Consider the following 21610-nt stretch of genomic DNA (forward strand, 5'->3'; position numbering starts at 1 on the left):
GAGTTCAAGGCTGAACTTGAAAAATATCTGGAATGGTTTTGCTCGAAACGGATAAAGGTCGGACTCAACGGAATGAATCCAACAGATTATCGGAAACTATATTTGGACAAACAATCTGTCTAAATTATTGTCCGCATCCCCAAATTGCACCTTAGAATTTACTGAAACTTATTTAGAGTTGAAAGAAATGACACTGAAACAGGGTAAGTATACAAAATATTTGCCCTTTGCTTTTACCGAGCAGGGCATCTACATGCTCATGACGGTTCTCAAGGGCGAGCGTGCTACGGCTCAAAGCAAGGCTCTTATCCGCCTTTTTAAGCAGATGAAGGACTACATTGTTGCTGAAAATCGAAGTTTGCTGGGGTCTGATGGTATAGCTCAAATTGCTTCCCATACGGTTCAGAATACGAAGGATATTGCTGAAATTCGTGACGGCCTTGCCGAGACGCGTGAAGATGTTTCTGTGATGAAGTCGGACCTTCAAAAGGTCATGGAAAATTTCATCGATCCAAGCACTTTCAAACATTTCCTGATTTTGAACGGGCGTAAGCTGGAAGCGGATGTCGCCTATATGCAGATTTATGGTTTGGCGAAAAAGTCAATTGTGATTGTCGATGATTATATTGGCGTGAAAACTTTGGACTTGTTGCGTGAAATCGCCAAGGGCGTTGTTGTAACGATTTATAGTGATAGATGCGGCTTTGAAACGCTAACGGAACGGATGCGGAAGGATTTCTTGAAGGCGCGGCCCGATGTCTCGCTAAATGTGAATGAAACGAACGGAAAATTTCATGACCGCTATATTTTCTTGGATTACGGATTGAAAAGCGAAAAACTTTTTCACTGTGGGGCGTCGAGTAAAGATGCGGGTAATAAAATCACTACGATTATGCAAATTGAATACACGGAGGCGTATCACAATATCATTGCAATGTTAAAAGAAACTTCCGTTTCCAACTAAAAATCAAATAAAATGGTTGGAAATAGAAGTAAATGCGTGAAAAATGAAGGTTGTCGCAAAAGTCGGATTTTGTCTGTCTTGAATTTTGAAAAGGAATGAAAAAGCGCAAAATATGCAAAAATAATTTCTAGAGAGAATGAGCAAAAACTTGCTTAAGGTTGTCGGGCGTAATTTGCGTACGGATGATTTCGCCTTTTTCTATGGCGTTTCGCAAAGTGTCGATAAATTCTTTCTCGTGTGTCTCGATATTGAAACTCACAAAATGGGTTCCGATGTACTGCGAAACGATATCTAGGGCGCCCTGTGTCACATCGCTTGCGGACTTGCCTCACTTGATGTGAATGTTCTTGTCTTGCAAAAGCGAAAGTGCGACATCCGTCTTCATAATGGCGGCTTTCACGCTATCGACAACACAGAGGATCGGCGGAATGTGTTCGCTATCCTTGAGGGCGCGGTGGATGTAGAAAAGCAACTGCGTGAACATCTCGTAGAGAGATTTCTTGGAGCCGAACTTTGCTTCGAACCAAACTACGCGTGTTTGAATATCAATCAGATTGCGTTGCACTTGCTTAAGGTGCTGTGCCTTAATGTATTCCGCCTTCACATCTTCTTCGGACGAGGCTTTTTGCAGTCTTTCGAATAGGCTCACAAGGGCTCCTTCTACGTTAAACTCGGTGCCCAATTCCTTGCGGTCTCGGGCTATGTCTGTGGAAAAAATGTAAATATGCATGTCAGAGATTGCTTCGGCTTTTTGCAAAGCCTCGCAATGACAAGAATGGAGATCCTCGCCTGAGCTAGCAATGATAAGAATGGAGATCTTTGCCTGAGCTAGCCCTGGGTTTATCGAATGGGCGGGGATGACAGGAAAAAAGGAGACCCCTGACAAGTTGGGGGTGACAAACGGTAGCGAAGATTACCATGGCACCTTACAGGGACTCGCAATGATGTGAAAAAAAATTGAAATGCGTAGCCTTCAGTGGCTGCATTTGCTTGAGCTTCGGGCTGGAAACGATTACGCTGGATTTTGACGAAATGTACTGTTGTCTCAATAACGAGGTGTATTCGATCAAGAATATATATAAACGAATTGTATTTTGCCGAAGTTTTGTACGTCACCCGTTACGTTCGATGTTTTGCTTGGGGAATGAAAAAGACCCCGGCAAAGATGCCGGGGCGATATTTCCAATGACCTGTAGCCAATAACTAATGACTAACAACTAGAATTCCGCGTGGGCGCTCATGCCGAGGGCGAACTTAGTCTTGCCAACAACCGGATTCTTGTCGTCGCTGAAGTTGTAGCCGAACCAGAAGACGAGATTCGTGTTGAGGGTCGGATAGACGTAGAAGTTCATGCCGAGGAATTCAAATTCATCTTTGCTAACCTCGGAGTCCGGATCATGGTATTCGAAGCTTACGCCCAAGCTGAATTTCTTGGTGATGTTAAAGCTCGGTTCCACAGAGAAAAGCATTTGGTCTTCTGTGAAAATCTGTTCGGATGCCGGCCCTTCGTCCTTGTTGGTGATGGCATAGAAGTAGCTGAAGCCCAAGTTGAATATATCGTAGTTCATGCTCGGTTCCACGAGGAAGGAATGGACACCGTGACCTTTGTACGGGTGCAGGCCATAAACTGCATAAACGCTGTAATTCAGAACTTCGAGGCTCTTGGAGTAGTCGAGTTCTGTACCGAAAGTGTAACCGTAGCTGCGTCCAAGTTCAGAGCCGAAAGCCCAGTCCAAGCTCGGAGTGACGGTCAAATGTTCGTCCGGGCGGTTCAAAAGCTTAATGCCGTAGCTGGCGAATGCTTCAATGGAGCTTTTGGCGTTTTCCGAAGCACCGATGTAGAACTTTCCTTCGCCGAACTTGCTGTTGCCAAGTTCCACGCCGATACCGCGGACGGTCTGGTTACGGGAGATGACTGCGTAGCGGCTCTGGTCACGCCAGAAGTAGTAATTGAAAGCACCGGCGCTGTAGGTCAAGTCACCGAATACGAAGCTTACGTCCTGGTACGGTTTCCAGCGGAGTTCCACGCCGTCGAAATTAAAAGCCGTGTAGCGGTCATTTGCGCTATTGATTGCCGTCGAGCGGGCAAGTCCATGACGGATTTCGGCGGCCTTGTCTGAATTCGTCACGTTACTTGTTGTGTTTGTATATACGGTAACGGAAACATTTTCGTCGAGGTTTGCCGTGGCAGAAAGTTCGATATCTTGGCTTGCGGCATTGGTGGGGTCAAAATCCTTGTCAAAGTAGCTCCCATAGTCAAAGTTGACATCGCCGTGGATTTCAAGGTCGGCGGCCATAGCAAAACCGGTAGCAGCAAGGGCAATCGGCAAAATAAATTTACGCATACAATCCTTCCAAAAAAGATTTATTTGATTTTTACGTGCAAAAGATAGAAATATCTTTGTCGAGAAACCAATGTTTTGTGCCTAGTAGCTCAAAAATAGGAATATGCTTTACTTTGGGAGATTCAGTTTTGTAAATTTGGAAGACAATCTATAAAGGTGGATATGAAATTTTCCTCTCGTGTCATTCTTTTTTTATCGCTTGCGTTAGCGCAAGGTGTTTTTGCTTTGACGGCGGAGCAGGTTTTGGACAAGTCCAAGTCGTGGTTCAAGTCGGGCAAAGCTTGGAGCCTTAATTTCAAGGCCCAAGTTTTTCAGGCGGATTCCCCGGAAATCAGGACGCAGTCAGGAAGCTTGGTCGTTACAGAAGGGGACAAGTTCAAACTGGACTTGTCGGGCATCAGGTTTTATAGCGATGGCGAGAGCCTTTGGCAGTGGAACGTCGATCAGAAGCAGGTGCTTATTAAGGCTGTAGAAGATTTGTCGAGTTCGCTGCATCCCTCCGAGCTTTTGTTCAAGTATCTGAACTGCAAGGCTCTTGAAATGGGCGAAGCTGAACTTTCGAAGCAGAAAATTTGGACTTTGAAGCTCGATCCGTCGAAATATGCGGGCCAGTTTACCAAGATGGAAGTTTGGCTTTCGCAGAAGGATTTTTCTCCGGTGCGACTGATGACGGAAGACCCGGCAGGGAATGTCTCGTGGTATAATATCGTGGATTTGAAAGTCGTCAAAAACATTTCTAACGACGAATTCAAGTACAAGCCTGTTGCAGGCGTCGATGAAATCGATATGAGGTAAATTGTGAAATTTAGCTTGATGAGTACATCATTCGCATTGAAATCGCTCGCGTTTTCGGCGAGCCTCTTTGCTGGAATGACATTGTGCGGAAATGCTTATGCTGGTGAAACTTTATTCAGTAACTACGTATTTGCCGTGGGGCCGGCAGGGCAAAATGGTGCTTTGTGGGCCTTTTCACGAGATGGCAATTACAGCGGCGTGACTCTACTGAACTTTAACGTTGCGGGTAAGGGCAATGTGGTGACGGAATCGACTGCTCAGGCTCAGGTCGAAACGGATACGCTGACTGCGGTTCAAGATGGAATTTTTGAAGATGACTTGGCTGAACGGAGACGAATCCCTGCGATTTATGCGGGAACAAAGCTCGGTCTGGTTTTGCCGATGTTTGCAATGGACAAGGATGAACGCTATCGCATTCCTGCTGGGTATTATACCGTACGTGATTTAAAAAACGTTATTGAAAATCCGCTTGACGTTTCACCGGCAGCGGATGATTTAGAAAAACCGATGCAATATGCGACAAGCGGTTTTGCTTACGACTCGACGGCAAAACGCCTTTGGATTGCCCGTGGTGCTTTAGGCGTCATGGTTCACGATGTATCCAGCAATAAAGGTGCAAAAGACACAACATTTATTCTAAACTCAACAACGAAAAAGCTAGAAATACTTAAAAATAATACAGAGTTGGATTTGGAAAAAAATCCTGAAATTTTCGATGTGCGTTTGCACCCGGAAACTGGTGACCTGTGGCTTGCGACGGCAAAGGGTGTTTGGGTCAAGTCTTCTAGCGGATTAAAAAATATTTCGGAAAAGCTAAAAAATTCGCGCGTGACTGGACTATGGATGGGCGGAAGTCCTCTCCAAATCATTGCAGAAACATCAAACAAGAAAGAAGATGATATTGTTGGCGGACTTTGGCGAATTTACGGTGAAAACGCCAAAGATTTTTCCAAAGTGAATTTCTTGGACACTGCAGGTAAAGCCCAAAAGAAGGACGTCTATGACGAATCGGATTACACGGTTGGTGATGTCGCTTTTATTGGCAAAACGGCTTACGTGCTTGTGCGTGCTGTCGGAGGTTCGGTAAGCGGCTATCTTAAGCTTGATTCGCTTGGCGTGAAAGCTTGGGAAAAAGATGAAGACGGAAAACTCCAATGGCTTTATGGCTATGAAACGGGTGCGACAGACCGCAAGGCTATTATCACGTCGATGTGCTCTTTCCCGCTATCCAAGAATCGGACGGGTCTTGCTCTTGCTACTTATGGTAATGGAGTTTCTGTGTCGGCGGACTCCGGGGCGACTTGGAGCGTTGTGCTAAACCGTGCGAAACTCAGCAATAACTTGGGGTCGATTCGCATGGTGCCTTCTGTGATTACGCCGGGCGATGAAGCGCTTGTTTCGTATAAACTTGATAAAGAGTCGAAAATTACGATAGAGGTTTTCAGTTACGATATGCGTAAAGTACGTACTATTGTAAAAGACGCTGTTCGCAATGCGGATGCATCGCGCAGTTCAAATCCGAAGGAGGACTATTGGGACGGTCGCGATGAACATGGCAAGGATTGCACAATGGGTGTTTATTACATCAGGGTGAAGGACAACCATGGGCATATCGGTTGGGGCAAGGCAATGACGCTTGGAGGTAACTTCAGATGATGAATTTTAAAAATCTTGTCGTTGCCGCTTTGGCCATTTGCTCGTTTGCGAGTTCTACTTGGGCAGGGCCATTTACGAAAAAGTCTGAACTTGGCGGATTTGACGGCTTTGTCGAACGTATGAGCGGCGGTGTTCGCGAACTGGGCCGTGGCAATACGGGTTCTGCGGATACGGCTTCGATGCCGGGTGCTTTTTGGAACCCGGCTTTGCTGGGTTTCCGCGAAGATATTGGCGTCACTTTGAATATTGAACGGCGCGACTTGGACCGTTTGGGCGGAGCCTTCGGTATAGAAGGCAAGGTCGGTAAACGCATGGGCGTGGGTTTTGCTATGCTCTACCGTGGCGACCGTGATTTCAAGGTGATTGATGATGACGACGAAACGATGGGAACGGCAAAACCCTTTTTCTCGATGTTCTATTTAGGTTTTGCTTATCGTGCGACTCGTCAAGATGCTTTTGGCCTTTCACTTTCGATGAGTTATGACAATTTGGATGTTGCTCAGTATTTTGAAGGAATTGAAATGGAAGATTCCTTCCGTAGCCCGGTGACAATCAACTTGGCATGGTTCCGTCAGTGGAATGAGAAATGGTCTTCTTCTGTGGTTATTCGCAACTTGAGTTTTAGTAAGAACTTGTCTGCAAAATGGACGAAGAACCCGAGCAAGGATAACTCGCTCGCTTCGACGGAAGGCGTTCGCCCGAAGGTGTTGCAGATTGGCCTTGGCTACCGTTCAAAAATCAAGGGCAAACCGGTTTATGCATGGATGGAAGCGATAGATTATCAAGTGGCCGACACGCTTTTGGCGTTTGACCCGCAGCTCCATGTATGGACGGGCCGCGTCGGCTTTGAATGTGAAGTCGTCCCGAATGCAACGCTCCGCGTAGGTATGGATGATTTGAACTGGATGCTTGGCGCCGGTTACAAATTTGAAATCCGTGTAGGCAGAAAGAAATTCCCGTTAGAAGTGAACTACGCGTTCCTTTACGAAACGAGCGCTGGTCTTTGGTCTCCGTTTACTCTTGGCTTGCGGGGATACATTCCTTGATTTCGAAGGTGTTCATTTCGAAGGTTCGCAGTCTAGATTCGATGGATTGCAACTTCGATGCGGGCATAAATGTTATTTGCGGCCCGAATGGTTGCGGAAAGACGACCATTCTGGAGTCAATCCATTTGCTGGCTCAGGGGTTCTCGTTTCGGTCGCGTGACTTGCGGGAACTCATTACGTGGAAGCAGAACGAGCTGATTTTGCGCGGCGAGTTTGAAGATGACGGGCGTTCGCGAATGCGGGCGCTTCGTGTGCATTCTCGTGGGAATGAGGTTCGTGAAAATGGTGAACCGCTAAAATCGCCTACGTTATTTTTCGGAACGTGCCCGGCGGTGATTATGCAGCCTTCGGATATTGAGCTTTTGCGAGGCGGTCCGGAGGTACGTAGGCATTGGCTTGATGAAATTCTTTGTTACAGGTCTTCGGCGAATGCGTTGGTGTTGCGGCGGTACAAACGCGTGTTGCAACAACGTAATAAATGGCTGAAGGAATTCAAGCAGAATGGTTCGGCGGTCGGCGGCGAAGACTTGTATCGCGTTTTGACGCAGCAATTGATTGAGCTGGGTGCAAAGCTGTGGGCGGCACGCATATCACTTTCGAAAGAGGTTTCTGAAATTATTACGCGGTATTACCGTAAGCTTTCGGGCGGCGTGGATGAAATTACTTGTGCTTACAAGAGTTCGATTCTTAAATCGTTAGATGCGTTAGACGCTGCGGAGCCGATGTCGGACGAGATGATGGATGAAATTTCGGCCAATGCTGGTTCGCTGATGGCGGCGGGTAGGGCTGTTGCAGAAAGTGAATGTTGTGCGAAAATGGCTGCGGAAAATTCTGCGGGTGCCGCTTACATTGCTGCAGGAACTGCTGCGGAAAATTCGGTGGGGAATGCTATTGAAAATGCGCCGGGTGCTGCTTGTACAGAATGCGCGAATGATGATGGCTCTGATGTAGTGAGCGAAGAAATGTTGCGGAACGCTTTTGCTCGGAAACTTGCGGACTTGGAATTCGTGGAGCGTTTGCAGGGAATGACGATGGCTGGGCCGCACCGCGATGATTTGGCATTGTGCGCTTCGGGCTACGAGATGCGTTCTGTCGGGTCGCAGGGGCAGTGCCGCTCGGCTGCGGTCGCCATGCGTTTTGCCGCTGTGGACGTGGCTTCGCGCTACTTGACGAAACCGATTTTGTTGTTGGACGATATTTTTGCAGAACTCGATGTGAACCGCCGTGATGCTGTAGCAGCACTCATTCGCGAAAAACAGTGCCAGGTCGTGATTGCGACGCCTCAAGCGGAAGATTTGCCGTTTAAAGCGGATGTGGAGATTCAGTTAGAAGTAGGAAGTAGGAAGTAGGAAGGTTGCTTTTCTAGAAGGCGATCCCGGCACTAGGGCCGGGATGACAGTACAAAAAACGCGCAATTGGATTGCGCGTTTTTTGCATCGGGGGCGTTACGGGGACCTCCCCGTTAGAGAGGGTGGCGAGCAACGTAGTGCGAGCCAGGGGGATGCTTCCCCCCATCAGCAAACAAAGACTTTTACTATTGCGATCCTGTCTACTTCCTACTGCCTACCGACTACTTATTCTTCAGCAAGTCGCGAATTTCGGTGAGGAGTTTTTCTTCGGCGGTGGGCTCAGGAGGAGCGGCTGGGGCTGCGGCAGCGGCGGCTTCTTCTTCGGCTTTTTTCTTACGCATGTTCTGCATGAAGCCGAGGAATTTTTTCATCAGGAGGAACACGGCGAAAGCGACAATCAAGAAGTTCAGCACTTCGCCAATGAAGGTGCCGTAAGGAATTGCAATGCCTTCGGAGGTCGTATAGACGAGGGTCTTGATTCCTTCGCCTGCGTTTTGGCCGCCGCACTTGGCGATGAGGGCTGTGACAACCGGCATCACGACGTCGTTGACGAATGAGTTGACGATTTTACCGAATGCGGCACCGATGATGATACCGATGGCCATATCGACGATGTTGCCTTTGAAGGCGAACGCCTTGAATTCTTCAATGAGTGAAGCTGCTTTTGTTTTGATTCCCATTTTATTTCTCCTTGTAGGGTGTTTTATGTTTAAATAATTAGAAAAACCTTTAAAGTTTGGCTTGCAATTTTTAAATTTGGCGCGCTATGTCATGGTTATTATTGGCTTTTGCCTCGGCTGTTTTTTTAGGCTTTTATGATTTGGCGAAGAAAAAATCGGTTCAGGATAACGCTGTTCGACCGGTTCTGTTACTTTGCAGTGTTTTTTACGCGTTGTTGATGTTGCCTGTGCTCTTGACGGGGCATTGCGAGCCGCTTACTTTGCACGACCATCTGTTTTTGATGGGCAAATCGGTGATTGTCGGTGCGAGCTGGCTTTTTACGTACAGCGCGATTGCCCACATGCCGCTCAGCATTTCTACGACGATCCGTGCTCTTGCTCCTTTATTTACAATCATGATTGCGGTGGGGTTCTTGGGAGAACGTCCGCATGTGATGCAGTGGGCCGGCATTGCGGTTTGTGTTTGTTCGTACATCGGGCTTTCTCTGGCGGGCCGCAAGGAGATGGGGCATTTCTTCAGCAACAGCTGGGTGGTGGCAATGCTCCTCGGGACGATTTTGGCAGCATGCAGCGGAATTTACGATAAGCTAATTCTACAGCGGATGAATTTCGAGCCTTTGACAGTGCAGGTCTGGTTCAGTATTTACATGTGCGTGGTGCAGTTCTTGACGACGATGTTCACGTGGTATCCGACTCGCAAGAAAACGACTCCGTTTCAGTACCGTTGGTCGTTCTTGGCGGTGGCTGCACTTTTGATTATTGCGGATCGTTGCTATTTTTTAGCGGTGAGCGATTCGGATGCCTTGATTTCTGTGATTACGGTGCTGCGTCGTTCGAGCGTGTTCATCAGCTTCTTGGCAGGAATTCTTATATTCAAGGAACGCAAGAGCAAAACGAAATTCTTTGCGATGTTGGGCGTGGTCGTCGGGTTGTGCCTGATTTCGCTGGGGCGTTGATGAAGTTAAAACGCGCGGTGCTAGGGGCATTATGATAAAGATTGGAATTACAGGTTCAATAGGTGCTGGCAAGTCCTTTGTGGGGGAGTTGCTGCGTGAACGTGGTTTCCAAGTGCTTGATGCTGACCGCAAAGTCCATGAGCTTTATCGAGATTCGGCGGAATTGCGTGCGGAAATGGCTTCGTTCTTTGGTGAAGCTTGCTTGACGCCGACGGGCGTGAACAGTGCGTTGATTGCCGATAGAATTTTTGCAGATGCTAATGCTCGCGTGAAATTGGAACAGATTGTTTATCCGCACTTGACGTATGCTGTGAAAAAATTTTTTAAAGCGGATGCAGAGAATACGACGAGTGCTGCGGACACTGAAAATGATGCGGAGCGGTGCCGGTTTGTAGAGGCGGCTCTTTTTTCTCGTGCCCCATCGCTAGTGGAAATGCTCGATGAAATTTGGATTGTCGATGCCCCTGAAGCTGTTCGCTTGGAACGTTTGGTGAATCGCGGCCTTGTCGAAAGCGATGCTAAACGACGCATTGAAAATCAGCGTGGAGCTTGTGCTCCTGGGCTTTTCCCGGGCAAGGCGATTCGAACGATTACGAATGACGGTGACCGATTGCGTGTGGAAATGCAGTTGGATGGATTGTTAAACGTGAAAGCCGATCCCGGCACGGAGGCCGGGATGACAGTAGTGAAAGGCCGGAATGACGATAGAGAATAGGAAAACGTTGTAATATGCTACCTTACATTCATCAATTTGCAAATTTTCTGAGAGTGCATTTGGACTCGATTGCGGTGGGGCTGGTTGCTACGCTTTTAATGATTTACGGTGCGTCCATCAACAATTATTTTAAGCGGATTACAAAGAGTATTCCGTTTGTGGGACGCTTTATTTTATTTGTGGTGCTGTGCAGCGTGGGTTATGCGTTTGCATGCTCGCAGATGGTGCGGCTTTTGAAAATGGGACTGCGTCAACTGTCCGACCTTCCGCTGATTGGCGTGGTGGCCGGTTGCTTTATACTGCTTGCGTTCCTCGCAAAAAGCGGAAAAGATATTTGATGATTGGTCAATAGTTGGCCGATAGTCGATGGTCATTGGTCATTAGCAACAAACAATAGGCTGTAACTACTAGAATTCACTGGATCCTTCCCCTTACAGGGTCAGGATGACGTTTCTTCTTCCTACCGCCTACTTCCTACTGCCTACTTAATTAAAATTATCCCGGTTGACTCCGTACAAGATAACTTCGTCAATCCACATTTCGCTATCATCGACAATCCAGATGGTAATCGTCGTGACGCGAGATTTCACGAAGTTCCAGCCCATGTTTCCATATTCTCCGTCGCCTTCGACGAAATCGCTTGGCGTAAAGCTGAAACGTTTCCAGTTGGAATCGAGGTAATCGACGTATTTCGTTTTGCCAGTCGGCTCGTCGAGCACTTCAATTGCGAAACCGAGTTCGCCCTTGCCTTTGGCGTAGAACGCAATGGAGTCGATGCTTTCGAGGCTTGACGGATTTTGATTGATTCGTACTCCGATCATCGACCATTTGCCTTTTACTTTAGATGTACTTTTCCAATGGAAAACGTAGCCACCGCGTTCATCGCTTTTCTCGAAAGCTTCTTGGACGTTTTTGTTGGACGGTGTTGTTGTGACGTTAGAATCTTGCGGATGGAAATACCATTCGCGTGGGCCGTTGGCGTAATCGAATGCTGTTTCAAGTCTTTGTTTTTCGAAGTCGATGATTTTGACGGAGTGGAGTGACGTGACAAGAGAATCTGGAAGTCCTGTCCACACATCGTTGGTACTAGCATCGAAAGCGGCGGTTTTACCCCAATGCATGACGACGCTTTCGACGTTTGATGTTCCGTTGATACGAATTTGCAATTCCGCTTGTTTTAGCGAATCGTTCCAAAACGCTTTTTTGAAATCGAGACGGTTTCCGCTTTGGTCGGTAATGCGGATGTCATTCCCGTTTTTCATGGTTTCGCTAAAGTCGAAGTTTGCAGAGTCTAGACGGATGAAAACAACAGTGGATTCTGCGATAGGCTTCATCCAGTCTGAAATAACGGAGTCTAATGGGTATGCTCGTGAATGTTGCCATTGTTCCAGTTTTTCGTTTGCAAGACTCGGTTTGGCAAGAGTCTTGGCATCGCTGTTTTTATCTGCTGAAACTTGTACAGTCGCTTCGCCGATGGCTTCTTGTTCATCAGAAACAATTGCACGAATTTGGTAACTTGCTGGCGGAAGCGAATCTAAAGTGAATTCGCCTTTTTTATTCGTTTTAATGAGTTTATCTGTACCAAAGATTTGAATCCATGCAAAAGCTGTACCTTCGGGTAGCTCCGCTTTGCCAGAAACAGAGCCTAGCGTTTCCATTTGCATAGTTGTTAATTTATTCTTCCTCAAATTGTTTGATGCAATCGTTTTGAATATGCCTGCGTTTCCGTCTATGATTTCGATATAACCTGTTTCAAAATCTACAGAGTCTATAACGGAATCCATCACGATATTGCCGAGCGAATCGGCGGTGACTTCTAATGTCTCGTTATGCGAGAATGTTGAATCGGAATCGCTGATTCCTTGCACATGCCATAGCGGACGGATTCTTGCTACAACGTTGGCTGCTGGTTTCGAATCGATATTTACAACATTGATGATACACGCATTTTCCGTTTCGACGGTACTTGCTCCTGCAATTTCTTTGTCCGAAGAGCAGGCCAATAGTAAAATGCAAAATAGGAATGCTAGTAATTTTTTCATGCTTCCCTCGCATTTTCTTTAGATGTTTTTTTATCTGAAATATCGGCGACAGGATAAAGCGAAAAAATAAATTGAATGACTTTCTCTGGCTTGGGGACATCGGCAACGCGTTTTTGAACTTGTCTGCGAAACTCACGAGTCATTTCGACTAAGTCTTCAAGGCATTCGTCATCGACGCAAGCGAGCACCGAAGAAATATTGCGTTCGTCGGGCGGAATGTTGACAAGTGCGTTTTGTGCCAGCGTCAGCAACTGGTTTTGGTAACTGCGGATGGCAGAAATCTTGGATGCCCCCGCCGAAGTAAAATTGGCGGTCGTGACGGCATAACGCTCTGAAGCGAGTGGCGTAATCATCTTGAGTTCTTTCAAGACTTGGATTGCTTCTTTGACTTGGTCTTCGGATACTGCAGGTGTGATTTGCTTGACGAGTGTGCGGACATCTGCCTTGCCGCCGTTGATTTCGATAATCGAACGAACTACAGGAATCCACCAGCGGCTGAGAAAAAGAATTTCGTTCGAGTTCAACTTGCGAAGACTGACATCTTGCAGTGCAAGAGCCATCTTGTACAGTTTGTCTTTTTTCGTCTTGGATTTAGTTCTCGATGCGGCTACTAAAATTTCAAAAAGTTCCCCGTCTCGCCCTTTGAGTCCGAGCAATTTTTTGGACAAGGGAATGCTTTGTGCTGGAAGATGCGATTCCTTGTTGAGAACGCGAAAAACCTGGCTTGTTTCGAGTCCGAGTTTTTGCCCCATCATTTTATAAGAAAATAGCGGAAATTCCAATTTTTTCTGAACGAAAAAATTTTTCAAAAGGTCTCTGTAATCGCCAATTTCATCAATGTTCAACATAGGCAATCCTCTATAATGAAATAGATTTTTTACATACGCAGTGCTCAATTTTTTTTTCAATTAGTATTGACGAAATGACAATATGACGAAAATCACGTTTGGCAAAATTGAAATTGTTGTTTTTCTTACATCTGTACGTATTCTAGAATTTAAATCGTATTTTATAATTCGGAAAACGGAAAGGCTGACCATATGCGAAAAGATGATATCTCTATTCTCAAGCAGGTGGTGCTTTTTGCACTGCTTGCCATTGTTCTTGGTTTTGCTTATGGCTAAGCCCTAAGTTTTTTTGGTGTATATGTAAAAAGTCGGTGCAGTTCACGCTGTGCCGACTTTTTTTGTTATAAAAGATGTTATATTGTTCTTTGCCTGAAAAAGATTAAAAAGGGATTGTAGAAAAATGCCAGCTGAAATTAAAATTCTTGAAAGAGCTGAAATGTATTTGAGATCGCTTTCTAGTGGTGTGAATCCTCTGACGGAGGAATCGCTCCCGGAAGGTGATGTGTGCCGACAGGAACGTATTAGCAAGTGTCTTGCCTATGTAGCGGATTATCTAAAGCAGAAGGTGATGCCGGCCATGGAACGTAGTGAAAAAAAGGTAGCTCCGAAACCGCCTAAGGTTTTGAAGCCCCGCCCTGTACGTGAATCAGCCACAAAGGAACTTATCCTGACTCCAGAAATGCTCTCCAAGTTTGAAGTTTCGGCGGAACCGGTTTCTCTATCGGGCTTTATTCGTCGGTTGAACTTTCTTGTTCCGCAAGATAGCGGCATGATTCCGTTGGTCTATGCCGACGTTGCCGAAGTACTTTCGAGAGAAGGCGTTCTTCTGAAAGAAGAAGGCGACAAGGGCAAGGATTTAAATTTGCCGACTCCGCATGGTGAAGAACTTGGCTTTGCAAAAGTGGAAGCCGATATTCGTGGGCATCATTCAATTTATACAAAGTGCAATGTCGATGCGCAGAAGTTTATCTTGAACAACATTGATAAGTGCGTTGCTCAGGCGAATGAACGCTTGGCGAGGCGCAAGGAACGTGCAGAATCCGGTGAATCGGGTCGCTCGGGCAAAGAAAAATTCCATGTGACTGAAGAACAAATCAAAAATTACCCGACGGATGAAGCTCCAGTTCCGGTTAGCGAAATTGCAAGGCGCTTGAACGATTTGCTCCCGCAAGATTCCAACGTCGAAAAGATTTACTTCAAGACGATTCGCGATTGGTTTGTTTCGCAGAATTATCTCGAAGAAAAGAAGAATGCACTTGGAAAGATTTTCTTTGTGCCGACGGAATCGGGTGTACAGAACGGCATTGTGACGCAATCTCGCGTGGGCAAGAACGGCGAGAATTATGACGCAGTCTTGTACAATGGCGTGGCGCAAAAGCTCGTGCTCGACCACGTGAACGAACTCGCGTAATTCGTCATTCACAAACCTGTCATCCTCGACCGTTAGTGAGGTTCACCTTCTCATTAAGTACTTCTTGACTTTTCTAAGAAAAGATTGTATATTATGATAAAAGCCTGTTCGGGACACGCCGGTGGCATGCCGGGTCGTGAGTCCGATACAGGTTTTTTCTTTTTTTATTCGCACGTTATCATAGTCTGCGGGATCTACAGGAAATGCATGACTTCCTGTTTTTGAATATCTAATGGATATAATGTTTGTTTGAATTAATTTGTTTTTTCCGCCGAATCCAATTTTTTTGTCCACTTTGACGATTTCTCCAATTGGATATCCGTCACTATCGAAATCAATTAACCCTGTTCCCCTTATGTTTTCTATTTCTTTGAAAATATCAAACTCTGTATCAAAGAAGGCTGTTCCTGCAAAACCGAGTTTTTTTGATTTTGCGTCAGCTAGTTTAAACTCGTACGTTCCGGTTATATGTCTGTTTTGCTTATCCCTGTTTATTTTATCAAATTCTTTGTTTGCAAGAAATGCTGGAATAAGGTTGTTCAGTTCGTATTCTGTATAAACGCCGTGCTTTCGGGCTAACTTTATTTTTTTGTTTATTGTCATTTTTCTAGTAGAACACATGCTATCACCAATCCAATAAGGATTTGGTATTAGTAAACCTGTTGTGACAAGTTTTTTTGTCTGCAAAAATGCAGACGGTGCTCTACGTTGATCGCCAGGGGGCCAGTTTCCCCATAGGGTGTATGCTGCCTCGAATTGTTCGCCTGTCTCGTGAACAAAGGGAGGTCGGCGTCAAGCAGATAGTGGAACAACCTGCCCGGAACGAATGCCAAGTCAGCAGGACAAATGCTATCGTGAGTGAATATAAATAAGTTTTGGGCGGAGTGCAACAGGGGGCGGTTTATGCGTTATAAAACAACTGGCCCCGGCACTGAGGCCGGGGCGACAGCGTTTCATTTCGTAAGGACTGCGTTTTTGTCATGCCCGCCACCGATTGACTTTTTTTCAAGTCATCCCGGCCTTAGTGCCGGGATCGGTTTACACATCTCGAAACGCATCTCCTTACCTGAGTCTTCTCAGACCTTTTGGCATCGGGACTTCCTTGCCGTCTTCGCCGAGCAGGTAGATATTGTCGAGGCTGATGTAGCCCTTGCCGCTGTGGCGTGCACGGAATGCGAAGTTCTTGATTTTGGTCGGGTCGAGCTGCGGAATCGTCTTGCCCCAGCCTTCTTGCTTCATGTTCTCCCAGATGAGCGTGTCGCGAACCCAGTTGCCGCGCGTATTCTTGAGGCGGACCATGAATTCGTCGTAGTCTTCGACTTGGCTCGACATGATTTGTAGTTCGATGTAGCCTTGCGGATTGTTGTGCGTTGTGGCGTAATCGAAAACGATTCCGACAGACTTCTTGACTTCTTCGGGAACGTTGTAGTAAGCGCCGGAGTAGTTCGGCCAGCCAAGTTCAGGCGGTTGCTCGACGATGAAATCGTGACGGATGTAGCCTCCGAGCGGAGGATTCCCGTTATACACCTTGGCATCCATGGAGGTGGCGTTGTCGCCATTGACGACCGGGAACCACGATACGTTGTCTAGACCGTTGTCGAAATTCTCCATCACGCTTGTGGTGCGGTAAGCGCCACGGACGCGGAACGGAATGTTGAGCGTGTCTGGGACGCCGAACTTAAACCCGTTCGAGACGGTGAGTTTGATTTCCTTCTTGCCGATAGATACTTTATTTGTAACAGGAACTTGAATGTGGAAACTTTCGATGGAAGAATTCCATTTGCCGTCATCAGGTGTAGCACGGACGGTAAGCGTCCCTTTATTGTCCCACTTCTTGATTTGAATGTTGGCTCCGGTGATCGGTATTGAAGAACGCTCCTCTGCGGTTACGAAGAGGTCTAGCGTGTCGCCGACGGTCATCACTTTCTTTTCGAGTGCTGCGGCTAGAATATTTGGGCGGTTGGGTTTCATATGGTTGAATGCATTCATACGGACAACGACAGTGCCGAATGGTGGAATCTCGATATCGCGGTTCTTGCCTTCGAGCAAACGACCGCTTGGTCCCATTTTCGGGTACGGGTAAGCGTCTTTTTGGTCGCCAATCCACTTGAACTGCTCTGCACCGAATACGTCAACTTCGGTGCGGTAGTTGCTCGGCTTCTTTTTTTCGCTCTTGCGGTCAACTTGCACAATTTGCTTGGTGTCGGTGAGGTTTATTAGTAAAACGTGACAGCGACGATTACTTTCGTCCCGTTCGCCATCATAGCAAACGGCGTATGGCACGACGGATTCGGTCGTACTCTTGACGGGAACGACTGCATAACCTAATCCCGGATCGAGGAAACGCTTGTACGCCATATAGACTCCGTAATATTCGGCGGTGGGTTCAAGGCTTCCCCAGAGGTTCCAGGAACCTTCCTTGACGAGAGCGGTCATGCTGATAGTTCCCCACGTGTGGTCCGGACCTTCAAAGACGTTGCCGAATGCATCCCACGGGAGAGCCTGGAATCGGTCGCCAAAGCGGACGAGGTATTGTGCGAAAATGTTTGCGATGCCGGCGGCTTGCGGGTAGTCCATCCAGATTTGGCTCCCTTGCACGGATGTGCTAAATTCCGAGAGAAACACGCGGCGCTTGCCTTCGAGATACTTGTTCATCCAGGCATTCAGCGTATCGGCGTTGTGGCCGACATCCATCGTCGCCTTGAGCATGTCTTTGGCGTTCAGGTTGTTCGGTGCCCAGTACGGATAAGTGTGCAAGTCAACGACATCGAGATAGCGTTTGCCGTCAGCCTTTTCGGCTTCACCGACGATGCGCAAAAATTCGGCCATCCAGTATTTCCCATCGTTGAGGCCTGCACCCTTCTGTTGCATTTTGTGCGTGCTGAAGAGCGGACCGTGCAAAATGATGCTCGAATCAACAGCCTTCATTGCGCGGGCGTATTCGATAAAGCGTGCGGCATATTGCCTTGCCGAAAGCGGACCGGATTCCTCCCATTCGCCGTCAAGTTCGTTGCCGATTTGCCATTGCTTGATGTTGTATTTTTTGACCTTATTGGCATAGAGGACCCAAGCGGCGGCTTCCTTGGCTGTGCCTGTACCTGCGTTGACGCAGATAACGGCGTTCTGTCTTCCTTCCGAGAACTTTTTGATGTAGGTCATGAATTCTTCGAAATGCCACTTGATGTTGGTCCAGTCGGTGCGCGGCTTGTCGCCGTTGCGGGTGGACATCGCGAAGAACTTGTAATCGTTCCCGGCGAGTAAATCGTCTGAACCGCTATAAAGTTTCATTTCTCGAATCTGCACGCCTTTTGACGGAAGTTCGGTCGTCTTGAATTTTACAGCAACATAGCGTGCGCGAGTCGTTGCGAACTTGTATTTAGTTTGGTTGCCCGTGACTTTGACGGTGCCCCATCTTTTTAGCTTGTTTTCAAGATTCTGGTGGACGCCCGGGTATTCGGCGTAGTCATCGGTCCAGTACGAGAGTTCGAAAGATTTCGGGCGTAGGCTGCCCCAGTCAATGATGATGGAGTCGAGGTCTTTCTTTTCGGGGAACTCAATGACAACCCAAGGCGGATCTTTCGGGTCGAGAATTTCTCCCCACCACATCGTGTTCATGTCGCCATCGGCAAGGTGGCTGCGACGGATGAAACCGTAGTTGTCTTTTGTGGTGCCTCGGTAAATCGTTTCGCCGAGGAATCCCGGAGCCCAGCTTGTATCGCTAGGAATCCAAAGTCCGGTGCTGTCGTATTTGCCTGCACCGTTCCAGTGGTAGTCATTGCTCAAGCTTCCGTTCGGAAAACGGAAAATCGAGTAACCGCCATCGACGAGCGCGGGCGTCATGTCGTAATAGCGGCTGGGCGGGTTCCAAATGGCAAGGTCGGCGGCTAGCATATTATCTGTGTTGATGACAATGCCCGGGTGCGTGTCGTCAACCTCGATGACGTTCTGTGCGGCGAGTGCGGACGTGGCGGAAAGTGCAAGAGCCGTGCTGCACAAAATTTTTTTGAATTTCATAAGACCTCCTCGAAAATGGGGTAAGGTTCGTTGTGAAAATTTACTGAATTTCAAGTCTATTGAAAGTTTCGTAATGGTCTGCGGTATAGTAAATGACGCAATCGCTTTGGTAAACGAGACGCTTGGTGCCGCGGTTCTTGGCGGAATAATCGACATCGGCTTCGTGGTAAGAGCCTTTCGGCAAAAGCCCTTCGCTATTGCTGTAGGTATCGCCGCCAATCATCACGCCGATTGTTGTCCACGGGTTAAAATTCCACTTTTCAAAAGTCTTGCCGGTCTTAGATTCGTAAAGCTTTTGGCCTTCGCTTTTGCCGACATAATTAGAGGGCAATTTGTCGAACTTGCACAAGTATGCGGCCACGGAATCTTTTGAGGTGTATTTGCCAGATTCCTGAACCGCTTCGAGGATCGTTTTACTTTTTTCGCTGGAAGAACTTACTTCATTACTGCTAGATGAAACTTTTAGAGAACTAGACGATAATGGTGATTCGCAAATAATATTCCCACACTCATCGTATGAATAGGCTTTGCACGTTATGGTCGTGCTGGAATCTTGTTCCTTGCAGTTGTCCTCGGATGCAGACGTTGTACAAGCGACAGCCCCAAAGCAAGCGATGGTTGCTAGAAAAAGAACTTTAATAAATTTCATGTCTTAAATGTAATAAAAGCGCTAAAACAGAAAAAAGAATTTCAAAAGATTGCTATGGTCTGATTCGAATATTTGTTCTTCTTGTGAAAATTTTCCTATTCACAAAATACAATGCGTATGCGGCAAAGAAAGAAAAAATCATAATAAGAAGGTTTGCGGAATCCTTGTCCAAATAGTCTATAAAAACAAAAAATAATTTGTAAATATACACATGGCACAAGTATAGTTCCAAAGATAAAAGTCCTATAATAGTAAACAGCTTGTCAAGCACTTTCCATTTTTCAAAAAACATCGCTAAAAGAATGCTCAAGACAGGGGTTATGATGATGTAGGGTAAATATGCAAGCGAACAAGTTTGCAAAAAACTATGCATAAAATTCTTAAAGCACGTTAAAACAATTAATGCAACAATCGCTGAAGATAATCCAATTATTTTTAATTTATTTGTTAATTCAACATTGCACCCGTCTTTTGCCCAATGGCCAAAAATAGCGCCTACGAAAAATATTGGAATCCTTGCGTATGTCAGGATGATGAATCCGCCGAAGTTTTTATTGCCGTAGGAGTAAATACAAGTTAATGCATATACTAAAATTAACGATAGGCCTGCTCCAATGAAAAGAAAAGCTACTTTAGTCCCGTGTTTTTTAAACAAGCTAAAATACATGGGGAATATTGCGTATAAGAATAAGATACAAGAAATAAACCACAGCTCGTCTTGATGCCCGATCCAATACCCCAAAGTCGTCGCTCTGCATACTAGAGAGTAAAAACTTTTGAGGCTAAAGTTCATTTGAATCAAGAAAACGATGCATAGTACAAACCAAAATTCGGGAACAATGCGGAAGAATCGGCTTTTATAGTATTTCTTCAAGATGAAGTTTTTCCGTGACATGGAAAAATACAAACCAAATCCAGACAGAAACAAAAATACATCGACTCCGCCGTAACCCAAGGACTTGATAAAATCAAGCGATGTAAAATCGGTGGGAACGGGCAAATGAAACAGCATAACCCATAATATGGCAAATCCCATTATGGCGCTTCTGTGTTTTGATAATAATTGAAGTATGCTGTTCACTTTATTAATATACTTGTTTTTGCGAAATAGAGATATCAGTGTTTTTGAAAAATGTGTAAATAATGTATTTTATTGCGTGGATCATCAAACAAAATTCAAGTAGGTAGATTTATGGAAGAAACTTTCATAACGAAAGGCACGTGTGCCACGGTAATTCAATTTACGCGTGATGGCGACAAAATCCGCAATATTCGTTTTACGGGAGGCTGCAACGGAAACCTCAAGGCTATTGCCAAACTTTGCGAGGGCATGACTGCCGAAGACATCGCTGCAAAATTGCTCGGCAACACTTGCGGCGGCAAGCCGACTTCGTGCGCGGACCAGCTTGCAAAAGCGGTTCTCGGTCGCGAACCGTAAATGCCAAAAGTAACGTCTTATGAAAATACCGACCCCGGCATGGTTCGGCAGGCTCACCAACCTTAGGTCGGGGTGACAAACGACAAAAATGAAACGCAGTCACAAAAAACGGACTCCCATGAACCGCTCGCAAATGATGCAGGCGGTCCATTCGGAAGATACAAAGCCCGAACTCCTGGTTCGTCGGGAACTTTTCCATGCGGGATTTCGTTACAAGCTGCACCGTCGCGATTTGCCGGGATCGCCTGATTTGTTTATCCTCAAGTACGGCGTGGTCGTTTTTATCAACGGGTGTTTTTGGCACCAGCACGGCTGCAAGTTCACAAGTCGCCCCAAGAGTAATTTCGAGTTTTGGGATAACAAGTTTACGAATAATGTTGTTCGCGATATCAAGACGAATTGGGAATTGTCTTTACAAGGCTATCGCGTAGCAACCGTTTGGGAATGTTCCATCAAGAACGATTTCGAACGGACTTTAGAGCGTCTTAAGGCATTTATTATTAGCGACGAAGAAACTGTTGAAATTTAACTGCGGGCAAAACAAAAAAATTGAAAAAATATGGATGCAAAAATTTACTTTTGCTAAATATCCCGTTTTTCGTTTAATTTCGACAGTTTTATCCATATTTCGGTGTTTAATACATTACAACAAAAAAAACTTTGCATTAATCCTCTTTGGGTGAGTTGTCTATTACTTTTTTA

General features: G+C 46.3%; 22 protein-coding genes. 13 read left to right on the top strand and 9 right to left on the bottom strand.

Features of this window, described 5'->3' with window-relative positions; translation table 11 throughout:
* The 3 genes from IKG78_RS20455 to IKG78_RS18055 all read left to right on the top strand — a co-directional run.
* On the top strand, positions 1 to 123 hold a 123-nt coding region (locus IKG78_RS20455; RefSeq protein ID WP_366075212.1), incomplete at its 5' end, for an IS3 family transposase.
* 64 nt (positions 124 to 187) lie between these two features.
* Positions 188 to 964: a hypothetical protein gene (locus tag IKG78_RS18050; protein ID WP_290946077.1), complete on the top strand. Its 777-nt coding sequence runs from the start codon at positions 188 to 190 to the stop codon at positions 962 to 964.
* Positions 965 to 1100: 136 nt separating this feature from the next.
* Complete coding sequence (locus tag IKG78_RS18055) at positions 1101 to 1259, top strand: hypothetical protein (RefSeq protein ID WP_290946079.1); 159 nt, start codon at positions 1101 to 1103, stop codon at positions 1257 to 1259.
* Between the two features lie 33 nt (positions 1260 to 1292).
* Here the strand turns inward: IKG78_RS18055 and IKG78_RS18060 are convergent, their stop codons facing one another.
* Positions 1293 to 1694, bottom strand: a complete 402-nt coding sequence (locus tag IKG78_RS18060; RefSeq protein ID WP_290946081.1) for a hypothetical protein — start codon at positions 1692 to 1694, stop codon at positions 1293 to 1295.
* 487 nt (positions 1695 to 2181) lie between these two features.
* Positions 2182 to 3309: a hypothetical protein gene (locus IKG78_RS18065; RefSeq protein WP_290946083.1), complete on the bottom strand. Its 1128-nt coding sequence runs from the start codon at positions 3307 to 3309 to the stop codon at positions 2182 to 2184.
* A gap of 162 nt (positions 3310 to 3471) precedes the next feature.
* Here IKG78_RS18065 and IKG78_RS18070 point away from each other — a divergent pair, with 162 nt between their 5' ends.
* Genes IKG78_RS18070 through IKG78_RS18085 form a run of 4 tightly spaced genes read left to right on the top strand, consistent with a single transcriptional unit; the run spans position 3472 to position 8155 of the window.
* A complete protein-coding gene (locus IKG78_RS18070) occupies positions 3472 to 4104 on the top strand; it encodes an outer membrane lipoprotein carrier protein LolA (protein ID WP_290946085.1) in 633 nt (210 codons plus the stop codon).
* A gap of 3 nt (positions 4105 to 4107) precedes the next feature.
* Entirely contained in the window at positions 4108 to 5760 is a 1653-nt protein-coding gene (locus tag IKG78_RS18075; protein ID WP_290946087.1) for a hypothetical protein, read from the top strand.
* On the top strand, positions 5757 to 6806 hold the full coding sequence (locus tag IKG78_RS18080) for a hypothetical protein (protein WP_290946089.1): 1050 nt from the start codon (positions 5757 to 5759) through the stop codon (positions 6804 to 6806). Before IKG78_RS18075 ends, IKG78_RS18080 begins: the two co-directional genes overlap by 4 nt.
* A complete protein-coding gene (locus tag IKG78_RS18085) occupies positions 6764 to 8155 on the top strand; it encodes an AAA family ATPase (RefSeq protein ID WP_290946091.1) in 1392 nt (463 codons plus the stop codon). The genes IKG78_RS18080 and IKG78_RS18085 overlap by 43 nt, the downstream gene beginning before the upstream one ends.
* A 221-nt stretch (positions 8156 to 8376) precedes the next feature.
* Here IKG78_RS18085 and mscL read toward each other — a convergent pair whose 3' ends face one another.
* Entirely contained in the window at positions 8377 to 8835 is a 459-nt protein-coding gene (mscL, locus tag IKG78_RS18090; RefSeq protein WP_290946093.1) for a large-conductance mechanosensitive channel protein MscL, read from the bottom strand.
* A gap of 86 nt (positions 8836 to 8921) precedes the next feature.
* On the opposite strand from mscL, the gene IKG78_RS18095 reads away from it, so the two are divergent.
* Genes IKG78_RS18095 through IKG78_RS18105 form a run of 3 tightly spaced genes read left to right on the top strand, consistent with a single transcriptional unit; the run spans position 8922 to position 10844 of the window.
* The gene (locus tag IKG78_RS18095; RefSeq protein ID WP_290946095.1) at positions 8922 to 9791 is read left to right on the top strand and encodes a DMT family transporter; all 870 of its coding nucleotides are present in this window, start codon (positions 8922 to 8924) and stop codon (positions 9789 to 9791) included.
* Positions 9792 to 9822: 31 nt separating this feature from the next.
* Positions 9823 to 10506, top strand: a complete 684-nt coding sequence (gene coaE, locus IKG78_RS18100) for a dephospho-CoA kinase (protein WP_290946097.1) — start codon at positions 9823 to 9825, stop codon at positions 10504 to 10506.
* 14 nt (positions 10507 to 10520) lie between these two features.
* Positions 10521 to 10844 (top strand): DUF3392 family protein, encoded by a 324-nt coding sequence (locus tag IKG78_RS18105; protein WP_290946099.1) that lies wholly within the window; start codon positions 10521 to 10523, stop codon positions 10842 to 10844.
* A gap of 147 nt (positions 10845 to 10991) precedes the next feature.
* Here IKG78_RS18105 and IKG78_RS18110 read toward each other — a convergent pair whose 3' ends face one another.
* Together IKG78_RS18110 and IKG78_RS18115 are read right to left on the bottom strand one after the other, a co-directional pair.
* Complete coding sequence (locus tag IKG78_RS18110; RefSeq protein WP_290946101.1) at positions 10992 to 12548, bottom strand: carboxypeptidase regulatory-like domain-containing protein; 1557 nt, start codon at positions 12546 to 12548, stop codon at positions 10992 to 10994.
* Positions 12545 to 13396 carry a DUF4423 domain-containing protein gene (locus tag IKG78_RS18115; protein ID WP_290946103.1) on the bottom strand — a complete coding sequence of 284 codons (852 nt, stop codon included), beginning with the start codon at positions 13394 to 13396 and terminating at the stop codon, positions 12545 to 12547. The genes IKG78_RS18110 and IKG78_RS18115 overlap by 4 nt, the downstream gene beginning before the upstream one ends.
* Before the next feature lie 400 nt (positions 13397 to 13796).
* On the opposite strand from IKG78_RS18115, the gene IKG78_RS18120 reads away from it, so the two are divergent.
* Positions 13797 to 14807, top strand: coding sequence for a hypothetical protein (locus IKG78_RS18120; protein WP_290946105.1), 1011 nt, complete (start codon positions 13797 to 13799; stop codon positions 14805 to 14807).
* Between the two features lie 42 nt (positions 14808 to 14849).
* Here IKG78_RS18120 and IKG78_RS18125 read toward each other — a convergent pair whose 3' ends face one another.
* The 4 genes from IKG78_RS18125 to IKG78_RS18140 form a co-directional block, all read right to left on the bottom strand.
* Complete coding sequence (locus IKG78_RS18125; protein ID WP_290946107.1) at positions 14850 to 15428, bottom strand: polymorphic toxin type 50 domain-containing protein; 579 nt, start codon at positions 15426 to 15428, stop codon at positions 14850 to 14852.
* A 441-nt stretch (positions 15429 to 15869) separates the two neighbouring features.
* Positions 15870 to 18821, bottom strand: a complete 2952-nt coding sequence (locus IKG78_RS18130; protein ID WP_290946109.1) for a glycoside hydrolase family 44 protein — start codon at positions 18819 to 18821, stop codon at positions 15870 to 15872.
* Positions 18822 to 18861: 40 nt separating this feature from the next.
* Positions 18862 to 19470 (bottom strand): ribonuclease domain-containing protein, encoded by a 609-nt coding sequence (locus tag IKG78_RS18135; RefSeq protein ID WP_290946111.1) that lies wholly within the window; start codon positions 19468 to 19470, stop codon positions 18862 to 18864.
* A 52-nt stretch (positions 19471 to 19522) separates the two neighbouring features.
* Complete coding sequence (locus IKG78_RS18140; protein ID WP_290946113.1) at positions 19523 to 20506, bottom strand: acyltransferase; 984 nt, start codon at positions 20504 to 20506, stop codon at positions 19523 to 19525.
* Positions 20507 to 20662: 156 nt separating this feature from the next.
* Here IKG78_RS18140 and IKG78_RS18145 point away from each other — a divergent pair, with 156 nt between their 5' ends.
* Both IKG78_RS18145 and IKG78_RS18150 read left to right on the top strand, forming a co-directional pair.
* Positions 20663 to 20908, top strand: coding sequence for a TIGR03905 family TSCPD domain-containing protein (locus IKG78_RS18145; RefSeq protein ID WP_290946115.1), 246 nt, complete (start codon positions 20663 to 20665; stop codon positions 20906 to 20908).
* Between the two features lie 118 nt (positions 20909 to 21026).
* Positions 21027 to 21437 carry a very short patch repair endonuclease gene (locus IKG78_RS18150; RefSeq protein WP_290946117.1) on the top strand — a complete coding sequence of 137 codons (411 nt, stop codon included), beginning with the start codon at positions 21027 to 21029 and terminating at the stop codon, positions 21435 to 21437.
* Positions 21438 to 21610: the final 173 nt, after the last annotated feature.

It is taken from the genome of Fibrobacter sp. (genome assembly GCF_017545445.1).
GTDB lineage: Bacteria > Fibrobacterota > Fibrobacteria > Fibrobacterales > Fibrobacteraceae > Fibrobacter.

Excerpts from the sequence above, each read along its gene's own strand:
- IKG78_RS18060 (WP_290946081.1), bottom strand. The coding sequence starts at position 1,694 with ATGCATATTTACATTTTTTCCACAGACATAGCCCGAGACCGCAAGGAA.
- IKG78_RS18115 (WP_290946103.1), bottom strand. The coding sequence starts at position 13,396 with ATGTTGAACATTGATGAAATTGGCGATTACAGAGACCTTTTGAAAAAT.
- coaE (WP_290946097.1), top strand. The coding sequence starts at position 9,823 with ATGATAAAGATTGGAATTACAGGTTCAATAGGTGCTGGCAAGTCCTTT.
- IKG78_RS18150 (WP_290946117.1), top strand. The coding sequence starts at position 21,027 with ATGAACCGCTCGCAAATGATGCAGGCGGTCCATTCGGAAGATACAAAG.
- IKG78_RS18050 (WP_290946077.1), top strand. The coding sequence starts at position 188 with ATGACACTGAAACAGGGTAAGTATACAAAATATTTGCCCTTTGCTTTT.
- IKG78_RS18110 (WP_290946101.1), bottom strand. The coding sequence starts at position 12,548 with ATGAAAAAATTACTAGCATTCCTATTTTGCATTTTACTATTGGCCTGC.
- IKG78_RS18145 (WP_290946115.1), top strand. The coding sequence starts at position 20,663 with ATGGAAGAAACTTTCATAACGAAAGGCACGTGTGCCACGGTAATTCAA.
- IKG78_RS18125 (WP_290946107.1), bottom strand. The coding sequence starts at position 15,428 with ATGTGTTCTACTAGAAAAATGACAATAAACAAAAAAATAAAGTTAGCC.
- IKG78_RS18065 (WP_290946083.1), bottom strand. The coding sequence starts at position 3,309 with ATGCGTAAATTTATTTTGCCGATTGCCCTTGCTGCTACCGGTTTTGCT.
- IKG78_RS18140 (WP_290946113.1), bottom strand. The coding sequence starts at position 20,506 with ATGGGATTTGCCATATTATGGGTTATGCTGTTTCATTTGCCCGTTCCC.
- mscL (WP_290946093.1), bottom strand. The coding sequence starts at position 8,835 with ATGGGAATCAAAACAAAAGCAGCTTCACTCATTGAAGAATTCAAGGCG.
- IKG78_RS18105 (WP_290946099.1), top strand. The coding sequence starts at position 10,521 with ATGCTACCTTACATTCATCAATTTGCAAATTTTCTGAGAGTGCATTTG.
- IKG78_RS18135 (WP_290946111.1), bottom strand. The coding sequence starts at position 19,470 with ATGAAATTTATTAAAGTTCTTTTTCTAGCAACCATCGCTTGCTTTGGG.
- IKG78_RS18130 (WP_290946109.1), bottom strand. The coding sequence starts at position 18,821 with ATGAAATTCAAAAAAATTTTGTGCAGCACGGCTCTTGCACTTTCCGCC.
- IKG78_RS18120 (WP_290946105.1), top strand. The coding sequence starts at position 13,797 with ATGCCAGCTGAAATTAAAATTCTTGAAAGAGCTGAAATGTATTTGAGA.
- IKG78_RS18095 (WP_290946095.1), top strand. The coding sequence starts at position 8,922 with ATGTCATGGTTATTATTGGCTTTTGCCTCGGCTGTTTTTTTAGGCTTT.
- IKG78_RS18070 (WP_290946085.1), top strand. The coding sequence starts at position 3,472 with ATGAAATTTTCCTCTCGTGTCATTCTTTTTTTATCGCTTGCGTTAGCG.
- IKG78_RS18055 (WP_290946079.1), top strand. The coding sequence starts at position 1,101 with ATGAGCAAAAACTTGCTTAAGGTTGTCGGGCGTAATTTGCGTACGGAT.
- IKG78_RS18080 (WP_290946089.1), top strand. The coding sequence starts at position 5,757 with ATGATGAATTTTAAAAATCTTGTCGTTGCCGCTTTGGCCATTTGCTCG.